This is a genomic window from Rhizobium sp. SL42 (assembly GCF_021729845.1).
Classification (GTDB): domain Bacteria; phylum Pseudomonadota; class Alphaproteobacteria; order Rhizobiales; family Rhizobiaceae; genus Allorhizobium.
Genome location: NZ_CP063398.1, coordinates 710001 through 732950, shown reverse-complemented (window position 1 = coordinate 732950; position 22950 = coordinate 710001). Strand labels below are relative to the sequence as shown.

Genomic DNA, 22950 nt, shown 5'->3' with positions numbered 1-22950 from the left:
GAGAAAATGGAGTATGCGTCCGCCCCTCAGTCGCCTCCGACTGAGGTCGCGTCAATTGCCAAACAATGGTACAGTTGCGGTTCGGCCCATGAGCATATCGGGAGAAATCTCCATCAAGGCCGACGCGCTGTCATTTGCGACCGTCACTCTGCTGGCGGGGTGGCCTGTCGCAAAATGCCCGGCCCCACCTGGCGCACATTCCAATCCAGGCGCCCGAGCCGGTTGCTCCGCTCCTTGGCCGCCTTGGCAAGAAGCTGAGCAAATGTATCGAGGCTGATCTTGTCCGCGCGCAACATCTGACGGATCAAGGGATCCGACAAGGCTTCCGAAATAGACAGTTCCTGCATGGCGATACTCCTCCTGTGAGGGCTGAGATAGCACAGTGATGCAACGGTCAGATGTCGTCCGTGTGGCTTAATTCGGGCAATGTATCACATCGCTGCGAGATCAGCCACGATGAAGGGGCAATGCCTGTGTTGAGCATGGGTTTTCCAAGTTGACTGAGGCGGTGCTCGACGTTCCGGCGTGGCCGAGCAAAGCCGGCCCTGGCAACGTGACTTCAAGCCGATTTCGTCTTCGCACGCCGGCAGCGTTGCGAGCAGAACTTGACCTCCTCCCAGTTTTTCGACCATTTGCGCCGCCATGTGAAGGGCAAGGCGCAAACCTGGCAGGTCTTGGTGGGTAGATTGCTTTTCGGGATCATTTTCGCCATGGCGTCTTCCGATGCCGACTGCTTGCCGAGGGGGCGGATTCAGACAGGTATGCCGTCGTCGAGTTTCTGAAGGAAGGATTCGGCACTTTTGCGGTAGGCCTGCTTCTTTTCGCCGTCCATACGGTGCCATGTCGAATAGCTCTGGGCGAGGCGGTGGTTTTCCGACAAGTGATCGGCATTCCGGTCGAGGAAATCCCAGTACAGCGCGTTGAGCGGGCAGGCATTGTTACCGGTCCTTTTCGTGACATCGTATCGGCAGGTTTCGCAGTAGTTGGACATGCGGGCGATATAGGCGCCGCTTGCTGCATAGGGTTTCGACGACATGAAGCCGCCGTCGGCAAACTGGCTCATGCCGATGACATTGGGTAGTTCCACCCATTCGAACGCATCGGCATAGACCGCCAGATACCATTGGTGCACGGCGTGCGGGTCGAGGCCGGCAAGCATGGCAAAATTGCCGACCACCATGAGGCGCTGGATATGATGGGCGTAGGCATAGGTGATCGTCTGGGTGATGACCGTGGACAGACAGGCCATGCCGGTGTTGCCGGTCCAGAAGAAATCCGGGAGGGGCCGGTGCGCATCGAACGTGTTGCTGCGTTCGTAGCCCGGCATAGCCAGCCAATAGATCCCGCGAATGTATTCACGCCACCCAATGATCTGGCGGATGAAGCCTTCGACGCTGGCAATGGGCGCATGGCCTTCGAGATAAGCCCGCTCAGCGGCTCGGCAAAGTGACAGAGGGTCGAGAAGGCCGATATTGATATAGAAGGACAGGAGCGCGTGGTTGAGGAATGGCTCTTCCTGCAGCATGGCATCCTGCGTCTCGCCAAATGCAGGCAGGAAGTCCCGGATGAACGCGTCTGCCGCCATTTCCGCATCCGCTCTGGTGACGGCAAACGAGAACCCGGATGTCGAGCCCATGTTTCTGGGAAATGTCTTTTCGACGAGGTCGAGCACGTCCCTGGTCAGGTCATCTGGAGTGAACCCCTTGTGTTTCGGGCGAAACAGATCGGGTTTTGCCGATTTGCGATTGTCCGCGTCAAAGTTCCAGCGATTTGTCTCGGGATCCTTGCCATTCATCAAAAGACCGGTGCGGCGGCGCATGTCCCGGTAGAAATACTCCATTGTCAGGGAGCGGCGCCCTGCACTCCAGGTTTTGAACTCCGCCTTCGAGCACAGGAAACGGCTATCGGTGCGGATCTCGACAGGCAGTCCGATATCGCTTTGCCACGCATTCATCGCCTCCAGCACACGCCACTCCGAGGCTTCGGTGGCGACAACATGCTGGGGTCGTATGATGGTTACGGCGCGTTTCAGCTCGCTGCTGAACGAACCGGAATTGTTCGGATCGTCAAGCATGGTGTAGCGGACGTCAAAGCCCTTGTTTCGCAGCTCGACTGCGAAATGTCGCATGGCTGCAAAGATCAGGGCGATCTTCAGCTTGTGATGCTGCACATAGCTCGCTTCCTCCATCACCTCGCACATCAGGATCACATCATGACGCGGGTCTGCACCTTCCAGGCTGGAAATTGCCGGCGACAATTGATCGCCGAGAATGAAGATCAGATTTCGGGTGGAGGCCATGTTTGACAACATCTGGATTGGTTTTCTGCGATCGGATACGCAAACCAGGCGTGAATGGATCTTCAAGGCCACTGGCGTTGCGGACGGGACGCGGACGACCGCAAAAGCCGCCGGTTTGACCGATCAATCACTGAAAACGGCGTGATTGTGGCGTTTCAGTTGACACTGCCGCAACCTCGGTCAAAAAGATCTGTCGCTACAAAAGGAGATATACATGGCTGATGAAAACAATGCAGGTGCCGTTGCTGAAGTTGCGGTGACGGATACGCCGGTTAAGATCAAAAAGACCCGTGGCCCGAACAAGCCGAAGGCGGCCTCTGAACCCGCGAAAGTTGCGGCTGCAAAGGCGAAGCCGGAAGCTGCGCCGGCCAAGGTTGCGCCGGCAAAGGCTGCACCGGTCAAGCGCGGCAAACGTGGTGAAACGGAAGCGGTCGCAAAGCCCGCGACGAAGGATCTCATAAAGGTGACCTCGCCAAAGCAGGTGGCCAAGAAGGCTCCAGCAAAGGCATCGAAGGCGCCGGCAACCGTCTCGACGGGCGATGAGTTTGCCGACCTCATCCAGCTTGAAGAAGAAAACAAGCAGCTCCGCAAGGCGCTTGCAGAAAAGCTGCGCCTGGAAAATGCCGACCTGCGCAACCGGCTTGGTCGCGCCTGAGGTTCATCAGACCCAATCAGATCGAGGTGGCACGGAGCGGTTGCGACATCGCGCTTGTGCGCTAGATCACTGTCAGTCGACATTTCCGGGTTGGTGTTGCGAACCCGGAAATGAACCCTGCCGCGAAATCGCAGTGCAGATTGCTGGAGGACTATGTTGATGAGATCCCCTTGGAGATTTCTTGCCGATCTGGCTTCACGCCAGCCTAGAGACAAAGCGCCGGTGGAGGCGCCAGAGGCGGCGCCTGCTGTGGCATTGGCGGACGTGCCAGAAGACAAGCTCCAAGACGATGTGGATGAGCCCGCTGCCGATCAGGTCGAGGATGCGCTTGCAGTACCGTCGCTTGAGACGCTGCCGGATACCATCGATCAGCAAGTCTCATCAGACGATGAGGACGAACCGTCGATTGCGGTGAGCACGGCCGACGACCTGAGCAAGGCCGCTGGCATCGCTCCCGCAAGCGAGGTTTCGCGACCAGGTCGGCGAAAGTCGGGTACTGCGAATGCCGGAACGCGGCGCTCACCGGCGCGAGATGTTGTTGCTCAGCCCGTGGCAAAGGATGCTGCACCGAGCTCGGTTGAGACAGAAGTATCGCCAGCGGCAAGCGCGAAGCTGAAAGGGAGGTCGCGCGTCAAACCCGGATCGGCTGCGCATGTCGGCAACGCTGACGCCAATACACCGGCTTCAGCAATTCAGCCTGCGTCGTCACGTGATCCTGTGATTGTCGAGATGGAAAGCCTTGACGAAGACGTGCGAAAGCTGAAACGCCTGTTGGCGGAAAAGCTCAAGATGCAAAACGCACATCTGACGAGGTTGCTCAGTCGCTTCGATCGTCCTTGAGGCTGTTGTTTTTGCGAAGACGGGTCATATGAAAACACCACAACAGAAATTTGTCGTCGAATTCAAATCGGGACGTCGTCAGCATGACGCGCGCGCCGGCTCCATCTGGGGTAATACCGATCTGAAAGCGCTGGTCCGTGCGGCGGAAGCGGACGCGCCGCATCTGTTCGATCGGCAAACAGCGACAGAAGACGCAACTGCGCACGGCGAAGTCGAAGCCAAGCCGGTTCAGAATGACGCGCTGTAACTGAGGCGCGTTGAGATCAACTCGTTTCAGACGTCTCCAGAGCGGATCTTTCGGTCGTTCTTTTCCGGCAGCGTTGCGTGGGCGCGTCTGTATTGCGTCGGCGTCTGACCCATCCAGCTCTTGAATGCACGGTGAAACGCGCTCGGTTCGGCAAAACCCAGACCCGTTGCGACGTCACTGATGCGCATCGTCCCGGTTGACAGAAGCTCGATGGCCATATCTCGGCGGATTTCCTCCTTGATCGCCGCAAAACTCTGACCTTCTGCATGCAGGCGATGGCGTAGCGTCGATGGTGACTTACGCATCTGAGCGGCAATATTCTCGAAACTTCCCCAGTCGGCGGGCGGAGTATAGCGCAGATGCCGACGCATGGCGGCGGCCAGGCCGGCATCGTATCGATAACGCAGGAGAATGTTGGCCGGAGCCCCGCGGAGGAACTGTTTCAGCGCTTGCTCCGTCCGGGCAATCGGCAGTTTCAACACCGTGCGATCAAAGGCAAGCCGGCTGACAGGTCTGGAAAAAAGCACCGGTGCTCCAAAGAACAATCGGTAGTCGGCTCCCTGTTTCGGTTCGGCACAACGAAAATCCACGCTGCGGATCGCAATGCGCCGCCCGACCAGCCAACAGGCAATGCCGTGCAGCAGGATCCAATATGTGCGGTAGGCAAAGGCCGGGCGCGCTTCGCCCTTGTCGGTCAGGATGATCTCGGCAAGCCCGTCGCGGATGACGAGTTCGCCGATCGGATCTTCAAGCACGATGGTCAGAAAGCGAAGAGCGCGTCGAAGCGCCTGCTCCAGCGTTTTTGCATGTAGTACACAATGGCACAGCAGCGTGAAACTGCCATGCGGCATCGCCCGCCCCGCCATCCCGAAGAATTCGTCATCAACCTCCGCGGCAATGGCCAGCCACAGTGCGCCGTAGCGTTCCGCCGAAATCGCCTGATCTACCACCGGCGGCAGTCCCAGCGCGGCCAGCACGGGCGCCGTTGGTTTGCCGGCCCGCTTCAGGCAATCGAGTGCCTCTTCAACGAAGGAGGACGAGATCATGCGCCGGTCGAAGTCAGCCATTTGTCACTTTCTCTTATGGCAAAACTGGCCGAAAAATGAAGGACAGTTCAGTCATGGATTACAATAGCGCGTCGGCGTAGGATCCCGCAATATGGTCAGCGGAGGAGGTTTGATCATGTCTGCGATTGGAATGGCGGCCTGTGTTCCGGCACAAGGCGTGTCTGGATCACGCACAACCCCGACCCCTGCGGCAGGGTTTCTGATACTTTGGCTTCCTCGACAACATCCCGGAATTCGAGCCAGATCATGGCGACCTGTTGGGGGTTGTCGATGATGCAGCCAGACCCGATTGTCATCGTCGGTTGCAGCCGTACGGCGCTTGGCGCGTTTCAAGGAGATCTCAAGGATCTTTCTGCGCCCGAGCTTGGATCTGCCGCAATCCGCGCTGCCATGCAGCACAGTCAGCTTCCGGTCGAGGCGGTGCAAGAGGTTGTTTTCGGATGTGTATTGGCAGCAGGACTGGGACAGGCGCCTGCGCGGCAGGCCGCCCTCGGCGCAGGCCTTCCCCTGACTGCAGGCGCAAGCACGGTCAACAAGATGTGCGGTTCGGGTATGAAAGCGGTCATGCTGGCCCATGACCTGATTGTCGCCGGAACTGCCGATACTATCGTTGCCGGCGGCATGGAAAGCATGAGCAATGCGCCCTATCTGCTTGATCGGGCCCGCGCAGGCTATCGCCTCGGGCACGGCCGCGTGATCGACCATATGTTTCTCGATGGCCTTGAGGATGCCTATGACAAAGGCCGGCTCATGGGCACGTTTGCCGAAGATTGTGCTGAAGCCTATCAGTTTACCCGGTCCGCGCAGGATGAGTTTGCCATTGCCTCACTCACGCGGGCACAAGAGGCGCGTGACACGGGGCTTTTCGTTGACGAAATCGTGCCGATCTCCGCCAATGCTGGAAAGGCTGGCAAGATAGTCGACTGCGATGAGCAGATCGGCAGAGCGAAGCTCGACAAGATCCCCAGCCTGAAGCCCGCCTTTCGCGACAATGGAACGGTCACGGCGGCCAATGCCAGCTCGATTTCTGATGGCGCTGCCGCTCTGGTGCTGATGCGCCGTCGCGAAGCGGAAAAACAAGGCCTCGTGCCCCTGGCCACAATCATTGGTCATGCCACCCATGCCCAGGCCCCGAACCTCTTTGCAACGGCGCCAATCGGGGCGCTCCAGAAGCTTTGCGCGCGGACAGGTTGGCAGTTGAAGGATGTGGACCTGTTCGAGATCAACGAGGCCTTTGCCGTCGTTGCCATGGCCGCCATGCGCGATCTCGATCTGCCGCATGACAAGGTGAACATACATGGTGGAGCCTGTGCGCTCGGCCACCCGATCGGCGCGTCCGGTGCGCGCATCATCGTCACGCTTCTATCAGCACTGCGCAACCGTGACCTGAAGCGCGGCATGGCCACATTGTGCATTGGCGGCGGCGAGGCGACAGCGATTGCGATTGAGCGGATCTGAGTTCGCTGGGGAGGAGACCCGTTCATGATCCTGTCAGAGCAACAGAGCCAGATCCGCGATATGGCGCGCGATTTTGCACACGATTGCCTTTTGCCGGGTGCCGGGGCACGTGACACCTCGCACGCCTTCCCCAAGGAAGAATTGCGGCAGATGGGCGAGCTTGGCTTTCTCGGCATGCTGGTGCCGGAGGACTATGGTGGCTCGGATACCGGTATGGTTGCCTATGCCGTCGCGTTGGAAGAAGTTGCCGCCGGCGACGGGGCGTGCTCGACCATCATGAGCGTGCACAATTCGGTTGGCTGTGGGCCGATCCTGAAATTCGGCACCGAGGACCAGAAGCAACGCTTTCTGCCAAAACTTGCCTCCGGAACATGGATTGGCGGCTTTGCGCTGACGGAGCCGCAGGCAGGATCAGACGCATCCAACCTGCGAACGCGTGCCGTCCTTGACGGCGATCACTACATCATCGACGGCTCCAAGCAGTTCATCACATCGGGCCGCAACGGCCAGGTGATCATCGTTTTTGCCGTCACCGACCCTACAGCGGGAAAGAAAGGCATCTCGGCCTTTGTCGTGCCGACCGATACCCCGGGTTACGAAGTCATCCGCGTTGAACACAAGCTCGGACTGCATGCCTCCGATACGTGTCAGATCGCGTTCAACGGCATGAGGATCCCTGTTGAGTGGCGCCTGGGCAATGAGGGACAGGGTTATGCGATCGCGCTTGCCAACCTGGAAGGTGGTCGCATCGGCATCGCGGCGCAATCGGTCGGCATGGCGCGAGCGGCCTTCGAGGCGGCGCGCGACTATGCCCGCGAGCGCACGGCCTTTGGCAAGCCGATCATCGACCATCAGGCGATCGCTTTCCGCCTTGCCGACATGGCAACCAGTATCGAGGTTGCGCGGCAGATGGTTCTGCATGCAGCGGTGCTGAAGGATAGCGGTGCTCCCTGCCTGACGGAAGCCTCGATGGCCAAGTTGTTTGCATCCGAGATGGCCGAGAAGGTCTGCTCGGATGCCATCCAGATCCACGGGGGCTATGGCTACATGTCGGACTATCCGGTCGAGCGCATCTACCGCGATGTTCGCATTTGCCAGATCTACGAAGGAACAAGTGACGTGCAGCGCATCGTTATTGCGCGTAATCTGTAGGAACCAGGCGACAGGGCCTTCCGGGAGGAGACGGGAGGGCCAGGGCCTGCCAAAGGGAGGACGAACACGGCATGACCGAGTTCCAGCGATTGAGCCTGCATGTTCCGGAGCCCGCCGTTCGGCCGGGTGGAACGCCGGATTTTTCCAACGTCAGTATTGCCAAAGCGGGCGCGGTAGCGCGTCCGCCGGTGGATTCTGCGCCGGAAGACATCCGCGACCTCGCCTATTCGATCATCCGGGTGCTCAACCGCGAAGGCGAAGCCGTTGGTCCGTGGGCGGGGTTTCTTTCGGATGACGAACTGCTGACGGGCCTTCGCCACATGATGAAATTGCGCACCTTTGATGCGCGCATGCTGATGGCGCAGCGCCAGGGCAAGACCTCGTTCTACATGCAGCATCTCGGCGAGGAGGCGGTCAGCTGTGCCTTTCGCAAGGCGCTCAGAAACGGTGACATGAACTTTCCGACCTACCGCCAGGCAGGTCTGTTGATTGCCGACGATTACCCGATGGAAGAGATGATGAACCAGATCTTCTCCAATGAAAGCGACCCTTTGCGTGGCCGGCAACTTCCGGTGATGTATTCGTCCAGGGAGCACGGCTTCTTCACCATTTCAGGCAATCTCTCCACCCAATATGTCCAGGCTGTCGGCTGGGCGATGGCGTCGGCCATCAAGAATGACACGAAGATCGCAGCCGCTTGGATCGGCGATGGTTCGACAGCCGAATCCGACTTTCACTCCGCGCTGGTTTTTGCCTCGACCTACAAAGCACCGGTCATTCTCAATATCGTCAACAATCAATGGGCGATCTCGACCTTCCAGGGCATCGCGCGAGGGGGCTCTGGCACCTTCGCCGCCCGTGGACTCGGCTTCGGCATTCCGGCGCTGCGTGTCGATGGCAATGACTATCTGGCGGTCCACGCGGTCTCGCTTTGGGCGGCCGAGCGTGCCCGGCGCAACCTCGGGCCGACATTGATCGAATACGTAACCTACCGTGTCGGTGCCCATTCAACTTCGGATGATCCGAGTGCCTACCGGCCAAAGACGGAGTCGGAAGCCTGGCCCTTGGGAGACCCTGTGCTTCGCCTGAAGAAACACCTGATTGCAAAAGGCGCATGGTCGGAGAGCCGGCATGTGCAGGCGGAAGCGGAAATCCTCGATGAAGTGCTCGATGCGCAGAAGCGCGCCGAGGCACACGGCACCTTGCATGCCGGGGGGAAACCATCGGTGCGCGATATATTTGACGGGGTCTATGCCGATATGCCGGCTCATATCCGACGCCAAAGGCAGGAGGCAGGTTACTAAAATGGCCAGAATGACGATGATCGAGGCTGTGCGCAGCGCCATGGATGTCTCGATGGAACGCGATGACGATGTCGTGGTGTTCGGCGAAGATGTCGGCTATTTCGGTGGAGTCTTTCGCTGCACGCAAGGCCTGCAGGCGAAATACGGCAAGACGCGCTGCTTTGATGCGCCGATCAGTGAAAGCGGCATCGTCGGTACGGCGATCGGCATGGCGGCTTATGGTTTGAAGCCTTGCGTGGAGATCCAGTTCGCCGACTACATGTATCCGGCCTACGACCAGATCACGCAGGAAGCCGCCCGCATCCGCTATCGCTCGAACGGCGACTTTACCTGCCCGATCGTCCTGCGCATGCCGACGGGCGGGGGCATTTTCGGCGGCCAGACACACAGCCAGAGCCCGGAAGCGCTGTTCACCCACGTCTGCGGACTGAAGGTTGTCGTCCCCTCAAACCCTTATGATGCCAAGGGTCTGTTGATCGCCTCGATCGAGGATCCGGACCCGGTGATCTTTCTGGAGCCGAAGCGACTCTACAATGGCCCTTTCGACGGTCATCACGAAAAACCGGTCACCCCCTGGTCGAAACATGATCTTGGCGAGGTGCCGGAAGGTCACTTCAGCATTCCGATCGGGAAGGCGGAAATTCGCAAGCCTGGCAGCGCCGTAACAGTCATTGCCTATGGCACCATGGTTCATGTCGCTCTGGCGGCGGCAGAAGAAACCGGTGTCGATGCAGAGGTGATCGACCTGCGCAGCCTTTTGCCGCTTGATCTCGACACCATTGTTCAATCGGTGAACAAGACAGGCCGCTGCGTTGTCGTGCACGAGGCAACCTTGACATCGGGCTTCGGCGCCGAGGTGGCGGCTCTGGTCCAGCAGCACTGCTTTTATCACCTGGAAGCGCCCATCGTTCGTGTGACCGGCTGGGATACCCCTTATCCGCACGCCCAGGAATGGGACTATTTTCCAGGCCCAGCCCGGGTCGGGCGCGCACTTGTTGACGTGATGGGGGCGTGAGCATGGCAGAATTCATCATCAAGATGCCGGATGTGGGCGAGGGCGTCGCCGAGGCGGAACTTGTCGAATGGCATGTCAAACCCGGCGATCCGGTCCGAGAGGACATGGTTCTCGCGGCAGTAATGACGGACAAGGCAACGGTCGAAATCCCGTCTCCGGTCAATGGCATAGTGCGCTGGCTTGGTGCCGAGGTCGGCGATACGATTGCCGTCAAGGCACCGCTGCTGCGCATTGAGGTCGCTGGCGATGGAGAGGCCGCGGACGACGGAACTGGCGCATCCGCGCCGGTAGGCGTCGAGGCGTCCACGATGAGTACGATTGAAAATCAGCCGAGCGGCGTGGTGGAGGAAAAACCGGTCCCGTCGATTGCGAAAGATCAGCGCCGGGCAAAGCCGGTTGAAACTCATCCCGTATCTCCTGCTCCTGTAAAGCCGGTTGCGTCGCCGGCGGTCCGCTTGAGAGCACAGGAAGGCGGCATTGATCTGCGCCAGGTTCTAGGCACAGGGCCTGCCGGCCGCATTACCCATGACGATCTTGACCGGTTTGTTGTGCGTGGCGCCGATTTGCCTGTATCGGCAAAGGCGCTGGCCAGGAATACGACATTCGAGGAGATCAAGGTTACCGGTCTGCGTCGGCGTATCTCGGAGAAAATGACGCGGGCCGCCGCACGTATTCCTCATATCACCTATGTGGAAGAGATCGATGTCACCGATCTGGAGCTCCTGCGCGAGACGATGAACGGCAACCGCAAGCAGGACCAGCCGAAGCTGACTCTTCTGCCGTTCCTGATGCGGGCCATGGTGAAGACTTGCGCCGAGCAGCCTGGCATCAACGCTACCTTCGACGACGATGCCGGTATCATCACCAGGCATGGTGGCGTGCATATCGGCGTGGCCACCCAGACGTCCACCGGCCTCACGGTCCCGGTTGTGCGTCATGCGGAGGCTCGCAGCATCTGGGACTGTGCCGCCGAACTGATGCGTGTTGCGGAGGCTGCAAGATCAGGCTCTGCGCTGCGCGAAGAACTCTCCGGTTCAACGATAACCATTACTTCGCTCGGTGCGTTGGGCGGGATCGCGACAACGCCGATCATCAACTACCCGGAAGTCGCGATAGTCGGTGTCAACAAGATCGTGATGCGGCCTATCTGGGATGGGCGCCGGTTCGTTGCCCGCAAGATGATGAACCTGTCGTCCAGCTTCGATCATCGGGTTGTGGACGGCTTTGATGCGGCAAGCTTTATCCAGCGCATCAAGGCTTTGCTTGAGACCCCCGCGCTGTTGTTCATCGAGAGTTGAGCCATGAAAGAGATCATCTGCAAACTTCTGGTCATCGGTGCCGGCCCCGGCGGCTATACCTGCGCCATTCGTGCCGGGCAATTGGGGGTCGATACGGTGATTGTCGAAGCCGAAAGGGCAGGCGGCACCTGCCTGAATATCGGCTGTATCCCGTCCAAGGCGCTGATCCACGCTGCGGAGGAGTATGACAATGTCAGCCACATGGTGGGGCTCAGCAGCCCGCTCGGCATCAGTGTTGAAAGTGCAGGGCTTGATCTTGCCAGGACAGTCGCCTGGAAGGACGGAATCGTTGCCCGTCTGAACAGCGGCGTGCTGGCGCTTCTGGCAAGGGCCAAGGTCAAGATCGTCCATGGACGCGCGCGTTTCCGAGACGGAAAAACGGTCGAGGTCGAGACGGAAACCGGTATCCAGACCATCCGCGCTCAAGCGGTGGTGATCGCAACGGGCTCCGAGCCGGTTGACCTTCCGGGGCTTGCCTTCGGCGGATCGGTTATGTCCTCCACAGAGGCGCTTTCACTAACAGCCGTGCCCAAAAAACTCGTCGTCGTTGGTGCCGGCTATATTGGTGTTGAGCTTGGAACGGCATTCGCCAAAATGGGTTCGAAAGTGACTTTCGTCGAGGCAAGGGAGCAGATCCTGCCGCAGTATGATCGTGATCTGGTCGCGCCGGTTGCCAAACGTTTGACGGCGCTTGGAGTGCGGGTACTAAACAGCACCAAGGTCAAAGGTCTGACGGATGATGGTCTTGTGATCAAGGATGCAGCGGGTGAAGAACACCGCCTTGCTGCCGACAAGGTTCTTGTTGCTGTCGGTCGCCGTCCTCGCACCAAAGGTCTGGGATTGGATGAACTCGACCTTGATCGTGCCGGTCCGTTCCTGCGTATCGACGAACATTGCCGGACATCGATGCGCGGTGTCTATGCCATTGGCGATTTGACTGGCGAACCGATGCTGGCACACCGTGCGATGGCACAGGGTGAACTTGTGGCGGAGATCGTCGCCGGCAAAAGGCGTTCGTGGGACAAACGCAGCATTCCGGCGGTGTGCTTTACCGACCCGGAGATCGTTGCTGTCGGGCTATCGCCGGACGAGGCGCGTGCGCAGGGATTTGACATCCGCGTCGGGCAGTTTCCCTTCAGCGCGAATGGCCGAGCCATGACGGTAAGCCGGGATGATGGCTTCGTCCGCGTGGTGGCGCGTGCCGACAGCAATCTCGTCCTCGGGGTGCAGGCCGTCGGCTTCGCCGTTTCGGAGCTGTCGGCGGCATTTTCTCTGGCGATCGAAATGGGCGCACGGCTGGAGGACATTGCCGCGACCATCCATGCGCATCCAACGCGCAGCGAAGGTTTCCAGGAAGCCGCAATGAAGGCCCTTGGCCATGCGCTCCATATCTGAGTTCGTTAGCTAAGCCCGCGTCACATCCATCCCAAGCCCGGACGCCGCCTGATCACAGCGCCGGCTTACCAGACCACAGTAAGGAGCATAGTGGACATGACAAACATTGCCTTTATCGGTCTCGGTCACATGGGCGGCCCCATGGCGGTCAATCTGGTCAAAAAGGGCTTTTCGGTCAGGGGCTTTGATCTCTCGCCCGCACTTGTGAGCGATGCAAAGGGTGCGGGCGTGACGTCCTGCGCGTCTCTGGCCGAAGCGGTTGACGGGGTCGAGGTGGTGATCACGATGTTGCCTGCCGGCAAACATGTCCTCTCGGTCTGGCAGGAGCTGGTGAGGACCGTGCCGGCCGGGACAGTGCTGATCGACTGCTCGACCATCGACATCGAAAGCGCCCGCCTTGCCCACGAGATGGCGGCCGGTGCCGCGTGCCCATCGTTGGATGCGCCAGTCTCCGGCGGCACAGGTGGGGCTGCCGCAGGCACGCTGACCTTCATGGTCGGAGGTGATGCGGATGTGTTTGCCGGTGCCCAGCCAATTTTCGAGGCGATGGGCAGGCGCATCATTCTTTGCGGTGGGGCGAGTTCTGGGCAGGCTGCCAAGATCTGCAACAACATGATCCTTGGCATCAGCATGATCGCAGTCTGCGAAGCCTTTGTCCTGGGCGAAAAACTCGGACTATCGCACCAGGCGCTCTTCGATGTTGCGTCGGTGTCTTCAGGGCAATGCTGGTCGCTGACCACCTATTGCCCCGTTCCCGGCCCCGTGCCGACATCACCCGCCAATGCCGACTACATGCCGGGCTTTGCCGCGGCCTTGATGCTGAAGGATCTGAAATTGTCGCAGGCGGCGGCACAAGCGACAGGCGCTATCACACCGCTTGGCGCGAAGGCATCTGAACTCTACAACCTGTTCAACCAAAATGGGCACGGCGAGCGGGATTTCTCCGCCATCATCAGTCTGCTGCGCGATCAAGCGGGTGAGGGGACGTTGTGATAGGATCTTGGCACATGGGGGCCATGGGCGGTCGATCCCGTCGCGGACCATAGGTCGACCGATCTTATCCGGGTATGCCAGGCAACCGGGCGCGCGCAGGCCGTAGACGTCAAGGTGAGGTGCCGACCGGATGGGGGAGGTGACAGCCGTTTCTTCATGGTGTCATCGGGAAGGCGTTCTAGCCTCGGGTAGCGGATCGCACGCCGGCTTGTGGAAGGCCTGTATCAATCGGTGACAAGTCCTCACATTTCAGCTTTCGCTAACTGAATGATCTGGCCTGCTAATTCTAGTTCACGCCCCTTTCGGACCAAACCAGATCCAGGGTACATTAGTTTATCGTTAGGTAATAAGTCGGCTGAATGTCGAAATCCCGACGGTTCTGGGTTAGGGTTTGGCATGTTGCCCGACCAGTCGGGCGCCTTCGGGCACCATGGCCCTACTGTTTTCCGCTGACAATGATCCGCGGAACCCGATGCAAGAAATGCGCAATCTAAAACTGCAGCAACCTGCGCCACTCTCAGATGGCGTGGGCGCACGACGCGATTTGTTTTGGCTGGTGTGCACACACCATTCTTTGGGAGGAAGAGATGCACGGGTTCGAAAATCGTGGATTGAGTGTTCCACAGGGCCGCTTCACCGACACGGGCCGATTTGGCCGGATGTTCCCGGAACTGCGCTCTTTGAAAGCGATGGTGCCGCCGCCTGATGTGCTGGGCGGTGCCGGACCGGATGGCGGACCTCCCGGTCCGATGGAGGGGCCCGGAGGTGGTGTGGACAATCCACGCATCAAGGCGGGCTATACCTTTCTTGGCCAATTCATCGATCACGATCTGACACTGGATGCGACCTCCATCCTGGAGCAGCAGATTGACGTGAACGCCACCACGAATTTTCGTACGCCTGCATTCGAACTGGATTCACTTTACGGTCGCGGGCCCGGCGCCAGTCCGGCACTTTATGATCGCAACTGTCCCGGCTGTCTTCTCCTGTCCGAAGACGGATTCGATCTGCCGCGCAACCATCAGGGCACAGCCATCATTGGAGACCCTCGCAATGATGAAAACCGGATCATCGGCCAGTTGCATGTATTGTTCCTCAAATTACACAATCGGGTCATCAGCGATTTTCTCAGTGATACCGGTGGGCGGTCGAGGTTCGAGGATGCGCAGACTCTTGTGCGCTGGCATTACCAATGGATCGTTTTGAACGAATTCCTGGTCCGCACGGTCGGCCGGTCGGCTGTCGATGCGGTCTTGGCTTCAGCCGATCGCGGCAGGTCTTGCGAACCTTATATGCCGGTCGAGTTCAGCGGTGCGGCCTATCGATTTGGTCATAGCCAGATCCGCGCTTTTTATCCGATCAATGCGCAGGGTGGGGCGGCGATTTTCCCGACCGATCCCACGGCGCCCCCGGCCGACAACGATTTACGGGGCGGGCGTCCGTTGCCGGAGATTCTTCGCATCGACTGGTCACGGTTCTTTGGCGCCTCCGCTACGCGCGGAAAGCTGATCGATACCAAGCTGGCACCGCAGCTTCTCAAGCTTCCGAACGGCGTCGTGCCACCGGACACCAGTGCCGCCGACCGCTCGCTGGCTGTCCGAAATCTGAAACGCGGCGTTGATCTGCGCCTGCCGGCCGGGCAGACGGTTGCGAATTTCCTCGCTCTGCCCGAGCGTCTACCCGATAGCGATGTCTGGACCGATGTACCCGGAGGCACCGGGCTTGCGCCGCTCTGGTTCTACATTTTGCGCGAGGCCGAGTTCCTGCACGATGGCCAACACCTGGGCGGGGTCGGAGCGCACATCGTTGCCAAGACATTTGTCGATATTCTTCTTGCCGACAAGGCGTCGTTTCTCTGGCAGGATCGAAACTGGACACCAACGTTGCCGGGCGCTCGGCCGGGACGTTTCACCATGACCGACCTGATCAAGCTGACCTTGGGCGCCGATGCTCCCGAAATGGAGGCGGAAGACGTCGACAATCTTCCGACGGAGCTTCCTCCCCCGCCGCCGCCAGCGCCACCGCAAAGCTAGGCGCTCTGGCACGTCGATCCGTCAGGGGAGGTGCCGTGTTATGCCGTGAGGCATTTCGGCATCTCCTTTGCGGATGCAAAGACGACATCCGCAGAGGAGATGCCAGTCTTTCTTCCGTTCTCAGCCGGATCGCCACAGCTGGCCGGTTATGCGCTTATGCGGATTCGTTCTGGTCAAGAACGCGGGTCAGGCTCAAGGCGGCCAGCGTGCAGATTGCCCCGGAAATCAGGTATCCGCCGATGAAGATGATGCCGAAATTGGTGGCGAGCCCAAGTGCTACCAGTGGCGCGAATGCGGCGCCGACGAGCCAGGCCAGATCCGATGTCAATGCCGCTCCCGTATAGCGATAGTACTTTGTGAAGCGGGATGAGACCGCGCCCGACGCCTGACCGAAAGTGAGGCCGAGGATGGCAAAGCCGATCAGGATGAACGCATCCTGGCCCTTGCCGCCGGCATCCAGAAGAAAAGGTGCCGAAAAGCTGAAGACCGCGATCAGGCTCGCGCCGATCATCAATTGCCGACGCCGGCCGATCCGGTCGGCGATCACGCCGGAGAGCACGATGCCGATCGTGCAGACGGCAGCGCCTGCAACCTGCACCAGCAGGAATTCGGCAGCCGACTGGCCACCATTCAGGATCACCCAGCTCAACGGGAAGATCGTCACGAGATGGAACATGGCGAAGCTTGCCAGCGGAGCAAAGGCTCCGATCACGACGTCATGGCCATGTTTGCTCAGCATTTCGAATACCGGACGAGCCTGTAATTCCTGCGCCGCCATTGCCGCTCCGAACTCCTTGCTGGCAACGATGCGAAGACGGGCAAACAGCGCCACGACATTGATGGCGAAGGCGACAAAGAAAGGATAACGCCAGCCCCACTCCAGGAAGTCGGCTTCCGAAAGATTGGTGATCAGGTAGAAGAACAGGATGCTGGCTATGGCAAAGCCGATTGGTGCACCGAGTTGCGGTATCATCGCATACCAGCCGCGGTGCTTGGGTGGTGCATTGAGGTTCAGCAAGGACGCCAGGCCGTCCCATGCGCCGCCCAGCGCAAATCCCTGACCCAGCCGGAACAATGCCAGGAGGGCCACGGCCCAATATCCGATTGTCGCATAGCCCGGCAGGAAGGCGATGGAGGCCGTCGAGCCGCCGAGAAGCACAAGCGCGATTGTCAGCTTCGTTCCCCGTCCGTAGTTGCGGTCGATCCACATAAAGGCGAACGATCCGACCGGGCGCGCGAGAAAGGCCAGCGGGAAGATAGCGAACGACATCAAGGTGGCGGCGACGGGGCTCGGCGCGAACGGAAATATCAGCTTGGGAAAGACCAGGATTGAGCCGAGGCCATAGACGAAAAAGTCGAAGAATTCCGACATGCGGCCGATCACGACGCCGATGGCGATGTTTCCTGGCGACAGCGGCTTGTCGTCGTCATGCATGCGGCGGGCGTCTCGCTCAAGACCAGACGATGTTGGATTGACGACCGTGTTCATGCATACCTCCCGGCGGTTTCGCCCCGTATCTGAAATGTTGATCAATCCCCGGTCGAGATCAAGCAAGCGCTGCAAAAAACCTGCAAGCCGTTTGATGTCCCTGCCGATCGCGCAATCATTCCCGGCCAATCCCGAGTTTTGTCCGCGGTGGATTGGCAATCCGCGCGCAATTGGCAATAATCAATTCAGCTTTGTAGGTGTCTGCCTCTATCGCTTCCATTGAAATCCTGCACTGCGACATTATGCTGCGCTGCGACGAACGGCCCCATTCCCTTTGGTGTCGTTCCGCGATTATTGCCAACTAGACAAAACGCAAGTTGAGCTCGAAATGCACAGTCACTTAAAGATCGCGGCACGATTGATTGTTTTCCTGACCATGGTCCTGGCACTTGCCGGATGCAACATGGTGGTCATGTCGCCCTCGGGGGACATCGCGGCACAGCAGAGAGACCTGATCGTCATCTCGACGATCCTGATGCTGATCATCATCGTTCCGGTGCTCTGCCTGACGCTGTATTTCGCCTGGCACTATCGCCAGTCCAACACTAGCGCCAAATACGATCCGGAATGGCATCATTCGACGGGTCTTGAGGTGATCATATGGTCGGCGCCGCTGGCCATCATCATCGCGCTGGGCGCCGTGACCTGGATCAGCACGCACAAGCTCGATCCGTACCGGCCACTCGACCGCCTGGATGCCGAGCGGCCGATCCCGGCCAATACCAAGCCTTTGACAGTCGAGGTCGTGGCGCTGGATTGGAAATGGCTGTTTTTCTATCCCGATTACGGGATTGCCACCGTCAATGAAATGGCGGCGCCCGTGGATGTGCCGGTCAATTTCAAGATCACCGCCTCATCCGTGATGAACTCGTTCTACGTTCCCGCACTTGCCGGAATGATCTACGCCATGCCAGGCATGCAGACCAGATTGCATGCGGTCATGAACAAGACGGGCGACTATGAGGGTCTGTCATCGAACTACAGCGGCGACGGCTTTTCCCATATGCGCTTCAAGTTCCGCAGCCTCGATCAGGCGGGTTTTGACGGATGGGTCGCACAGGTCAAGCAGAATGGCACGATGCTCAATCGCGATACGTTCCTGAAGCTCGAAAAGCCGAGCATCAAGGATCCTGTGCGCTTCTTTGCCGGTGTCGAGGACGGCCTCTACCAGGCGGTGCTCAACATGTGCGTGCGCCCGGGCCAGATGTGCATGAATGAAATGATGCATATCGACATGATGGGCGGGGCCGGTGTGGAAAGCCATGAGAACCGTGCACGGCTCGAGCATGACAACCGTCATGCGGGCGGATCCGGCCATGAGGGCGAGACGGCGCCCGGTGCGACTTTCCCGGCAACCGGCAATCCTTCGCGCAGCGAAGAGCCGGCCGAAGGGATCGACGAACAGCCGCAAGAGCCTCAGGCAATGGATCACGACATGCAGCACATGCATGAAGGGCATGCCGCACCTGCAGGCCCGGACGCCGAGGACGGCCCGGCACCTGCGCAGTTGAACAACAGCGGCTCAACCAACCCCTGACGTCGCATTTCAAGAGAATTTGGACAGTGCCATGTTCGACAATACCAGTTTGACGCAATTCATCTTCGGGCGGCTCTCCTGGGAGGCCATTCCCTACCACGAGCCCATTCTCGTGGTGACATTTGCCGTTGTCGCCCTGGGCGGTCTCGCGGTCGTTGCGCTGATCACCAAATACAAGCTCTGGGGTTATCTCTGGCACGAATGGTTCACCAGCGTCGATCACAAGAAGATCGGCATAATGTATGTGATCCTGGCGCTGGTCATGCTGATGCGCGGTTTTGCCGATGCGATCATGATGCGCATCCAGCAGGCGATCGCCTTCAACGGCAATGAGGGTTATCTCAATCCGCATCACTACGACCAGATCTTCACCGCCCACGGCGTGATCATGATCTTTTTCATGGCCATGCCTTTCGTCACCGGCCTGATGAACTATGTCGTGCCTCTGCAGATCGGCGCACGTGACGTATCCTTCCCCTTCCTCAACAACTTTTCATTCTGGATGACGACGGCCGGCGCCGTGATCATCATGATGTCGCTGTTTGTCGGGGAATTTGCCCGCACCGGCTGGCTCGCCTATCCGCCGCTTTCCGGTGCTGACTACAGCCCGGGAGTCGGGGTCGACTATTACATCTGGGGCCTGCAGGTCGCCGGTGTCGGCACGACCCTTTCCGGCATCAACCTGATCGCGACGATCGTCAAGATGCGCGCTCCCGGCATGACGTTCATGAAAATGCCTGTGTTCACCTGGACCTCGCTCTGCACCAATATCCTGATCGTCGCGACCTTCCCGATCCTGACTGCGACGCTGGCGCTTCTCTCCCTCGATCGCTATGCCGGAACGAATTTCTTCACCAATGACCTTGGTGGCAATCCGATGATGTATGTGAACCTCATCTGGATCTGGGGGCATCCGGAAGTCTACATTCTCATCCTGCCGGCCTTCGGCATCTTTTCCGAGGTGGTGGCCACCTTCAGCAGCAAGCGCCTGTTCGGCTATGCGTCCATGGTCTACGCAACCTGCGTGATCATGATCCTCTCCTATCTGGTCTGGCTGCACCACTTCTTCACCATGGGGTCAGGCGCATCGGTGAACGCGTTTTTCGGCATTACCACGATGATCATCTCGATCCCGACGGGCGCAAAGATGTTCAACTGGCTCTTCACCATGTATCGCGGACGGATCCGCTATGAAGTCCCGATGCTGTGGACGATCGGCTTCATGGTCACCTTCGTCATCGGCGGCATGACCGGCGTGATGCTGGCGATCCCGCCGGCGGATTTTGTCCTGCACAACTCGTTGTTCCTGATCGCCCACTTCCACAATGTCATCATCGGCGGCGTCGTGTTCGGGCTGATGGCCGGCGTCGTCTACTGGTGGCCAAAGGCCTTCGGCTACAAGCTCGATCCGTTCTGGGGCAAGATGAGCTTCTGGTTCTGGCAGATCGGTTTCCTCTTCGCCTTCATGCCGCTCTATGTGCTTGGCCTGATGGGCGTGACCCGCCGGGTATCGCAGTTCGAGGACCCGTCGCTGCAGATCTGGTTCATCATCGCCGCCTTTGGCGCCTTCCTGATCGCACTCGGCATTGCCTCTTTCGTCGTCCAGATCGTCGTCAGCTACCTCAGGCGTGATCAGTTGCGCGAAACAAGCGGCGACGCCTGGAACGGGCGGACGCTCGAATGGTCGACGTCGTCGCCGCCGCCCGACTACAACTTTGCCTTCACGCCGGTCGTGCATGACCATGACAGCTGGTACGACATGAAGAACCGCGGCTATGAGCGTCCGCTGGGGGGCTTCAAGCCGATCCACATGCCGAAGAACACGGGAACCGGCGTCATCCTGGCAGCACTGAGCGTCCTGCTCGCCTTCGCCTTGATCTGGTACATCTGGTGGCTGGCAATCTTGTCGCTCGTCGCACTGATTGCCGTGGCGATCGGGCATACCTTCAACTACCGGCGGGACTACTACATCCCTGTCGAGACGGTGACCGCGACCGAGGATGCGCGTACACAGCTGCTGGCGGAGCGGATCTGAGATGAGCGACAAGACACACACAGAAGAATGGGACGAGAACCGGTTCTACCTCGAGGAAGATCACCATCCCGAAGGCAGCACCATGCTGGGCTTCTGGCTTTACCTGATGAGCGACTGCCTCATCTTCGCCGTCCTGTTTGCCACCCACGCCGTGCTGGGGCGCAATTATGCGGCCGGCCCGTCGCCTGCCGACCTGTTTGATCTGCCCCTTGTGGCGATCAACACCGCGATGCTGCTGCTGTCGTCGATCACCTACGGCTTTGCCATGCTCCAGATGGAGCGCAATGCCAGGATGGAGACGATCTTCTGGCTCGGCGTGACAGGTCTGTTCGGCCTGACCTTCCTCGGGCTGGAACTCTACGAATTCTACCACCTGATCCAGGAAGGAGCGGGGCCTGGTCGCAGCGCATTCCTGTCATCCTTCTTCACACTGGTCGGCACGCACGGACTGCATGTGACTTTCGGCATCATCTGGCTCGTGACCATGATGGTGCAGGTCAAGATGCACGGCCTGATCCCGGAAAACCGCCGGCGCCTGATGTGCCTGTCGATGTTCTGGCATTTTCTCGACGTCATCTGGATCGGCGTCTTCTCCTTCGTCTATCTGATGGGAGTGCTCGGATGAGCCCACAGCCAAAAAGCCCGGCACAGGAAGATGCCGCCAACACCCATCACGGCCATAGCCATGGCCATGATGCGGGCCATGGCACATTGAGAGGTTATGTTATCGGCTTTGTCCTGTCCGTCATCCTGACCGCCATTCCGTTCTGGCTGGTCATGGCCGATGTGTTGGATAGCAGAGCTTTGACCGGTTTTCTGGTGATGGCGCTCTGCGTCGTGCAGATCGTCGTGCACATGGTCTTTTTCCTGCACATGAATCCGCGCTCTGAAGGCGGCTGGACCATGATGGCGCTGATCTTCACGCTGATCATCGTCGGGATCGCGCTTTCCGGCTCGTTGTGGGTCATGCATCATCTGAACACCAACATGATGCCGATGACGCATGAGATGATGAAGAACATGCCCTGACGGACGAAGGCACGGATTGGGGCAGGGATGACGATGGACAGGGACCCGGTCGATGAGAATGTGAAGCCGGCGCGCACAGGCTCCGATGTGATCTTCACCTTTGGCATGCTGCTTCTGGTCATCGTTTTTGTCGCGCTCGGCAGTTGGCAGGTGCAGCGTCTGACCTGGAAGCTCGACCTGATCACCCGCGTCGAGACCCGCATCCATGCGCAACCGGTGGCCGTGCCGGCTCCGGCACAGTGGGGCAGCATCAACCAGGACAAGGACGAATACCGTCGCGTCACGGCTACCGGTATGTTTCTGCCCGACCGGCAGGTTCTAGTGCAGGCGGTCACAGAACTTGGCGCCGGCTTCTGGGTGGTGACGCCGATGATCCTGCCCGATGGCGCCACGATCCTGATCAATCGCGGCTTTGTGCCTTCTGATCGCCGCGACGCCGTGCTGCATGCGGCTGGTCAGACTTCCCCTATTGTGAGCGTGACGGGACTCCTGCGCATGCCGGAGCCGGACGGTGCTTTCCTGCGCAGCAACGATCCGGTGAGCGGCCGATGGTATTCGCGCGATGTGGCGGCGATCGCGGCGGCTAAAGGACTGGAGAGGGTTGCTCCCTATTTTGTCGATGCCGATGCCACTCCCACTCCCAATTCCGGCGGGCTTCCGATCGGCGGACTGACTGTCGTCAGCTTCAGAAACAGCCATCTTGTCTATGCCGTGACCTGGTATCTGTTGGCGGTGATGAGCGCTGTGGGTCTCTATGTCATGCGCCGTCAGCAGGCGGTTTGACACAGACGCCCCCCCCGCGCGATTTCCGGGCTGCGTGTCGCTGTCTGGTTCTCCCCGTGCGGCGCCCCCTGTGCGGCGCCACGCAGCCAGGATGCTGGAGAACGGCCAATATGAAAGTGCACGATTGCTGGTGTTCGATCCCGGTAGCCGCTCATAACACCTAGCGTCTTTGCCAGCCTCCGATGGCATGGCGACACATACACACGAGGGCGCGGTTTTCGTTTTTTTCAGCTTTTGGGTGCGGCTGTTGGTGTTCAGGCTGTTTTGCCCTGTGTCTGGTGGTGGTGCGCGCTGGGTGTTTTGGTGGTGTTTTGGCCGACG

22 protein-coding genes are annotated in these 22950 nt (G+C 59.4%); 17 read left to right on the top strand and 5 right to left on the bottom strand.

What is annotated here, in order from left to right:
• Nucleotides 1–143: 143 nt before the first annotated feature.
• The 3 genes from IM739_RS22260 to IM739_RS22250 form a co-directional block, all read right to left on the bottom strand.
• Nucleotides 144–347 (bottom strand): hypothetical protein, encoded by a 204-nt coding sequence (locus IM739_RS22260; RefSeq protein ID WP_237371400.1) that lies wholly within the window; start codon nt 345–347, stop codon nt 144–146.
• Nucleotides 348–559: 212 nt separating this feature from the next.
• The gene (locus IM739_RS22255; RefSeq protein WP_237371399.1) at nt 560–712 is read right to left on the bottom strand and encodes a DUF2256 domain-containing protein; all 153 of its coding nucleotides are present in this window, start codon (nt 710–712) and stop codon (nt 560–562) included.
• Between the two features lie 39 nt (nt 713–751).
• Nucleotides 752–2299, bottom strand: coding sequence for a cryptochrome/photolyase family protein (locus tag IM739_RS22250; protein WP_237371398.1), 1548 nt, complete (start codon nt 2297–2299; stop codon nt 752–754).
• On the opposite strand from IM739_RS22250, the gene IM739_RS22245 reads away from it, so the two are divergent.
• The 4 genes from IM739_RS22245 to IM739_RS22230 all read left to right on the top strand — a co-directional run bounded on the left by IM739_RS22245 (nt 2298) and on the right by IM739_RS22230 (nt 4041).
• Nucleotides 2298–2444 (top strand): hypothetical protein, encoded by a 147-nt coding sequence (locus IM739_RS22245; RefSeq protein WP_237371397.1) that lies wholly within the window; start codon nt 2298–2300, stop codon nt 2442–2444. The genes IM739_RS22250 and IM739_RS22245 overlap by 2 nt on opposite strands.
• 69 nt (nt 2445–2513) lie before the next feature.
• Nucleotides 2514–2954, top strand: a complete 441-nt coding sequence (locus IM739_RS22240; protein WP_237371396.1) for a SyrB-like regulator — start codon at nt 2514–2516, stop codon at nt 2952–2954.
• 159 nt (nt 2955–3113) lie between these two features.
• Complete coding sequence (locus IM739_RS22235) at nt 3114–3794, top strand: hypothetical protein (RefSeq protein WP_237371395.1); 681 nt, start codon at nt 3114–3116, stop codon at nt 3792–3794.
• Between the two features lie 28 nt (nt 3795–3822).
• Nucleotides 3823–4041 (top strand): hypothetical protein, encoded by a 219-nt coding sequence (locus IM739_RS22230; protein WP_237371726.1) that lies wholly within the window; start codon nt 3823–3825, stop codon nt 4039–4041.
• A 26-nt stretch (nt 4042–4067) separates the two neighbouring features.
• On the opposite strand, the gene IM739_RS22225 is transcribed toward IM739_RS22230, so the two are convergent.
• Nucleotides 4068–5108 carry an AraC family transcriptional regulator gene (locus IM739_RS22225; RefSeq protein ID WP_237371394.1) on the bottom strand — a complete coding sequence of 347 codons (1041 nt, stop codon included), beginning with the start codon at nt 5106–5108 and terminating at the stop codon, nt 4068–4070.
• A gap of 270 nt (nt 5109–5378) precedes the next feature.
• Here IM739_RS22225 and IM739_RS22220 point away from each other — a divergent pair, with 270 nt between their 5' ends.
• From IM739_RS22220 to IM739_RS22185, 8 genes are all read left to right on the top strand, one after another.
• Nucleotides 5379–6566, top strand: coding sequence for an acetyl-CoA C-acyltransferase (locus IM739_RS22220; protein WP_237371393.1), 1188 nt, complete (start codon nt 5379–5381; stop codon nt 6564–6566).
• A 24-nt stretch (nt 6567–6590) separates the two neighbouring features.
• Nucleotides 6591–7718 carry an acyl-CoA dehydrogenase family protein gene (locus IM739_RS22215; protein ID WP_237371392.1) on the top strand — a complete coding sequence of 376 codons (1128 nt, stop codon included), beginning with the start codon at nt 6591–6593 and terminating at the stop codon, nt 7716–7718.
• Nucleotides 7719–7789: 71 nt separating this feature from the next.
• Complete coding sequence (locus IM739_RS22210) at nt 7790–9022, top strand: 3-methyl-2-oxobutanoate dehydrogenase (2-methylpropanoyl-transferring) subunit alpha (protein WP_237371391.1); 1233 nt, start codon at nt 7790–7792, stop codon at nt 9020–9022.
• A 1-nt stretch (nt 9023) separates the two neighbouring features.
• Nucleotides 9024–10037, top strand: a complete 1014-nt coding sequence (locus tag IM739_RS22205; protein WP_237371390.1) for an alpha-ketoacid dehydrogenase subunit beta — start codon at nt 9024–9026, stop codon at nt 10035–10037.
• Between the two features lie 2 nt (nt 10038–10039).
• A complete protein-coding gene (locus IM739_RS22200) occupies nt 10040–11335 on the top strand; it encodes a dihydrolipoamide acetyltransferase family protein (RefSeq protein WP_237371389.1) in 1296 nt (431 codons plus the stop codon).
• Between the two features lie 3 nt (nt 11336–11338).
• On the top strand, nt 11339–12730 hold the full coding sequence (lpdA, locus tag IM739_RS22195) for a dihydrolipoyl dehydrogenase (protein ID WP_237371388.1): 1392 nt from the start codon (nt 11339–11341) through the stop codon (nt 12728–12730).
• 96 nt (nt 12731–12826) lie between these two features.
• Nucleotides 12827–13723 (top strand): 3-hydroxyisobutyrate dehydrogenase, encoded by an 897-nt coding sequence (gene mmsB, locus IM739_RS22190; RefSeq protein WP_237371387.1) that lies wholly within the window; start codon nt 12827–12829, stop codon nt 13721–13723.
• A gap of 521 nt (nt 13724–14244) precedes the next feature.
• A complete protein-coding gene (locus IM739_RS22185; RefSeq protein WP_237371386.1) occupies nt 14245–15756 on the top strand; it encodes a peroxidase family protein in 1512 nt (503 codons plus the stop codon).
• Between the two features lie 154 nt (nt 15757–15910).
• Here IM739_RS22185 and IM739_RS22180 read toward each other — a convergent pair whose 3' ends face one another.
• On the bottom strand, nt 15911–17245 hold the full coding sequence (locus tag IM739_RS22180) for an MFS transporter (protein WP_237371385.1): 1335 nt from the start codon (nt 17243–17245) through the stop codon (nt 15911–15913).
• Nucleotides 17246–17573: 328 nt separating this feature from the next.
• On the opposite strand from IM739_RS22180, the gene cyoA reads away from it, so the two are divergent.
• The 5 genes from cyoA to IM739_RS22155 are packed head-to-tail and all read left to right on the top strand — an operon-like array spanning nt 17574 to nt 22629.
• Nucleotides 17574–18782 (top strand): ubiquinol oxidase subunit II, encoded by a 1209-nt coding sequence (gene cyoA / locus IM739_RS22175; RefSeq protein ID WP_237371384.1) that lies wholly within the window; start codon nt 17574–17576, stop codon nt 18780–18782.
• A 31-nt stretch (nt 18783–18813) separates the two neighbouring features.
• Nucleotides 18814–20817, top strand: coding sequence for a cytochrome o ubiquinol oxidase subunit I (gene cyoB, locus IM739_RS22170; RefSeq protein WP_237371383.1), 2004 nt, complete (start codon nt 18814–18816; stop codon nt 20815–20817).
• A gap of 1 nt (nt 20818) precedes the next feature.
• Entirely contained in the window at nt 20819–21442 is a 624-nt protein-coding gene (gene cyoC / locus IM739_RS22165) for a cytochrome o ubiquinol oxidase subunit III (protein ID WP_237371382.1), read from the top strand.
• The gene (cyoD, locus tag IM739_RS22160; protein WP_237371381.1) at nt 21439–21846 is read left to right on the top strand and encodes a cytochrome o ubiquinol oxidase subunit IV; all 408 of its coding nucleotides are present in this window, start codon (nt 21439–21441) and stop codon (nt 21844–21846) included. The genes cyoC and cyoD overlap by 4 nt, the downstream gene beginning before the upstream one ends.
• Nucleotides 21847–21879: 33 nt before the next feature.
• Nucleotides 21880–22629 carry an SURF1 family protein gene (locus IM739_RS22155; RefSeq protein WP_442981171.1) on the top strand — a complete coding sequence of 250 codons (750 nt, stop codon included), beginning with the start codon at nt 21880–21882 and terminating at the stop codon, nt 22627–22629.
• The last annotated feature ends 321 nt before the right edge of the window (nt 22630–22950 follow it).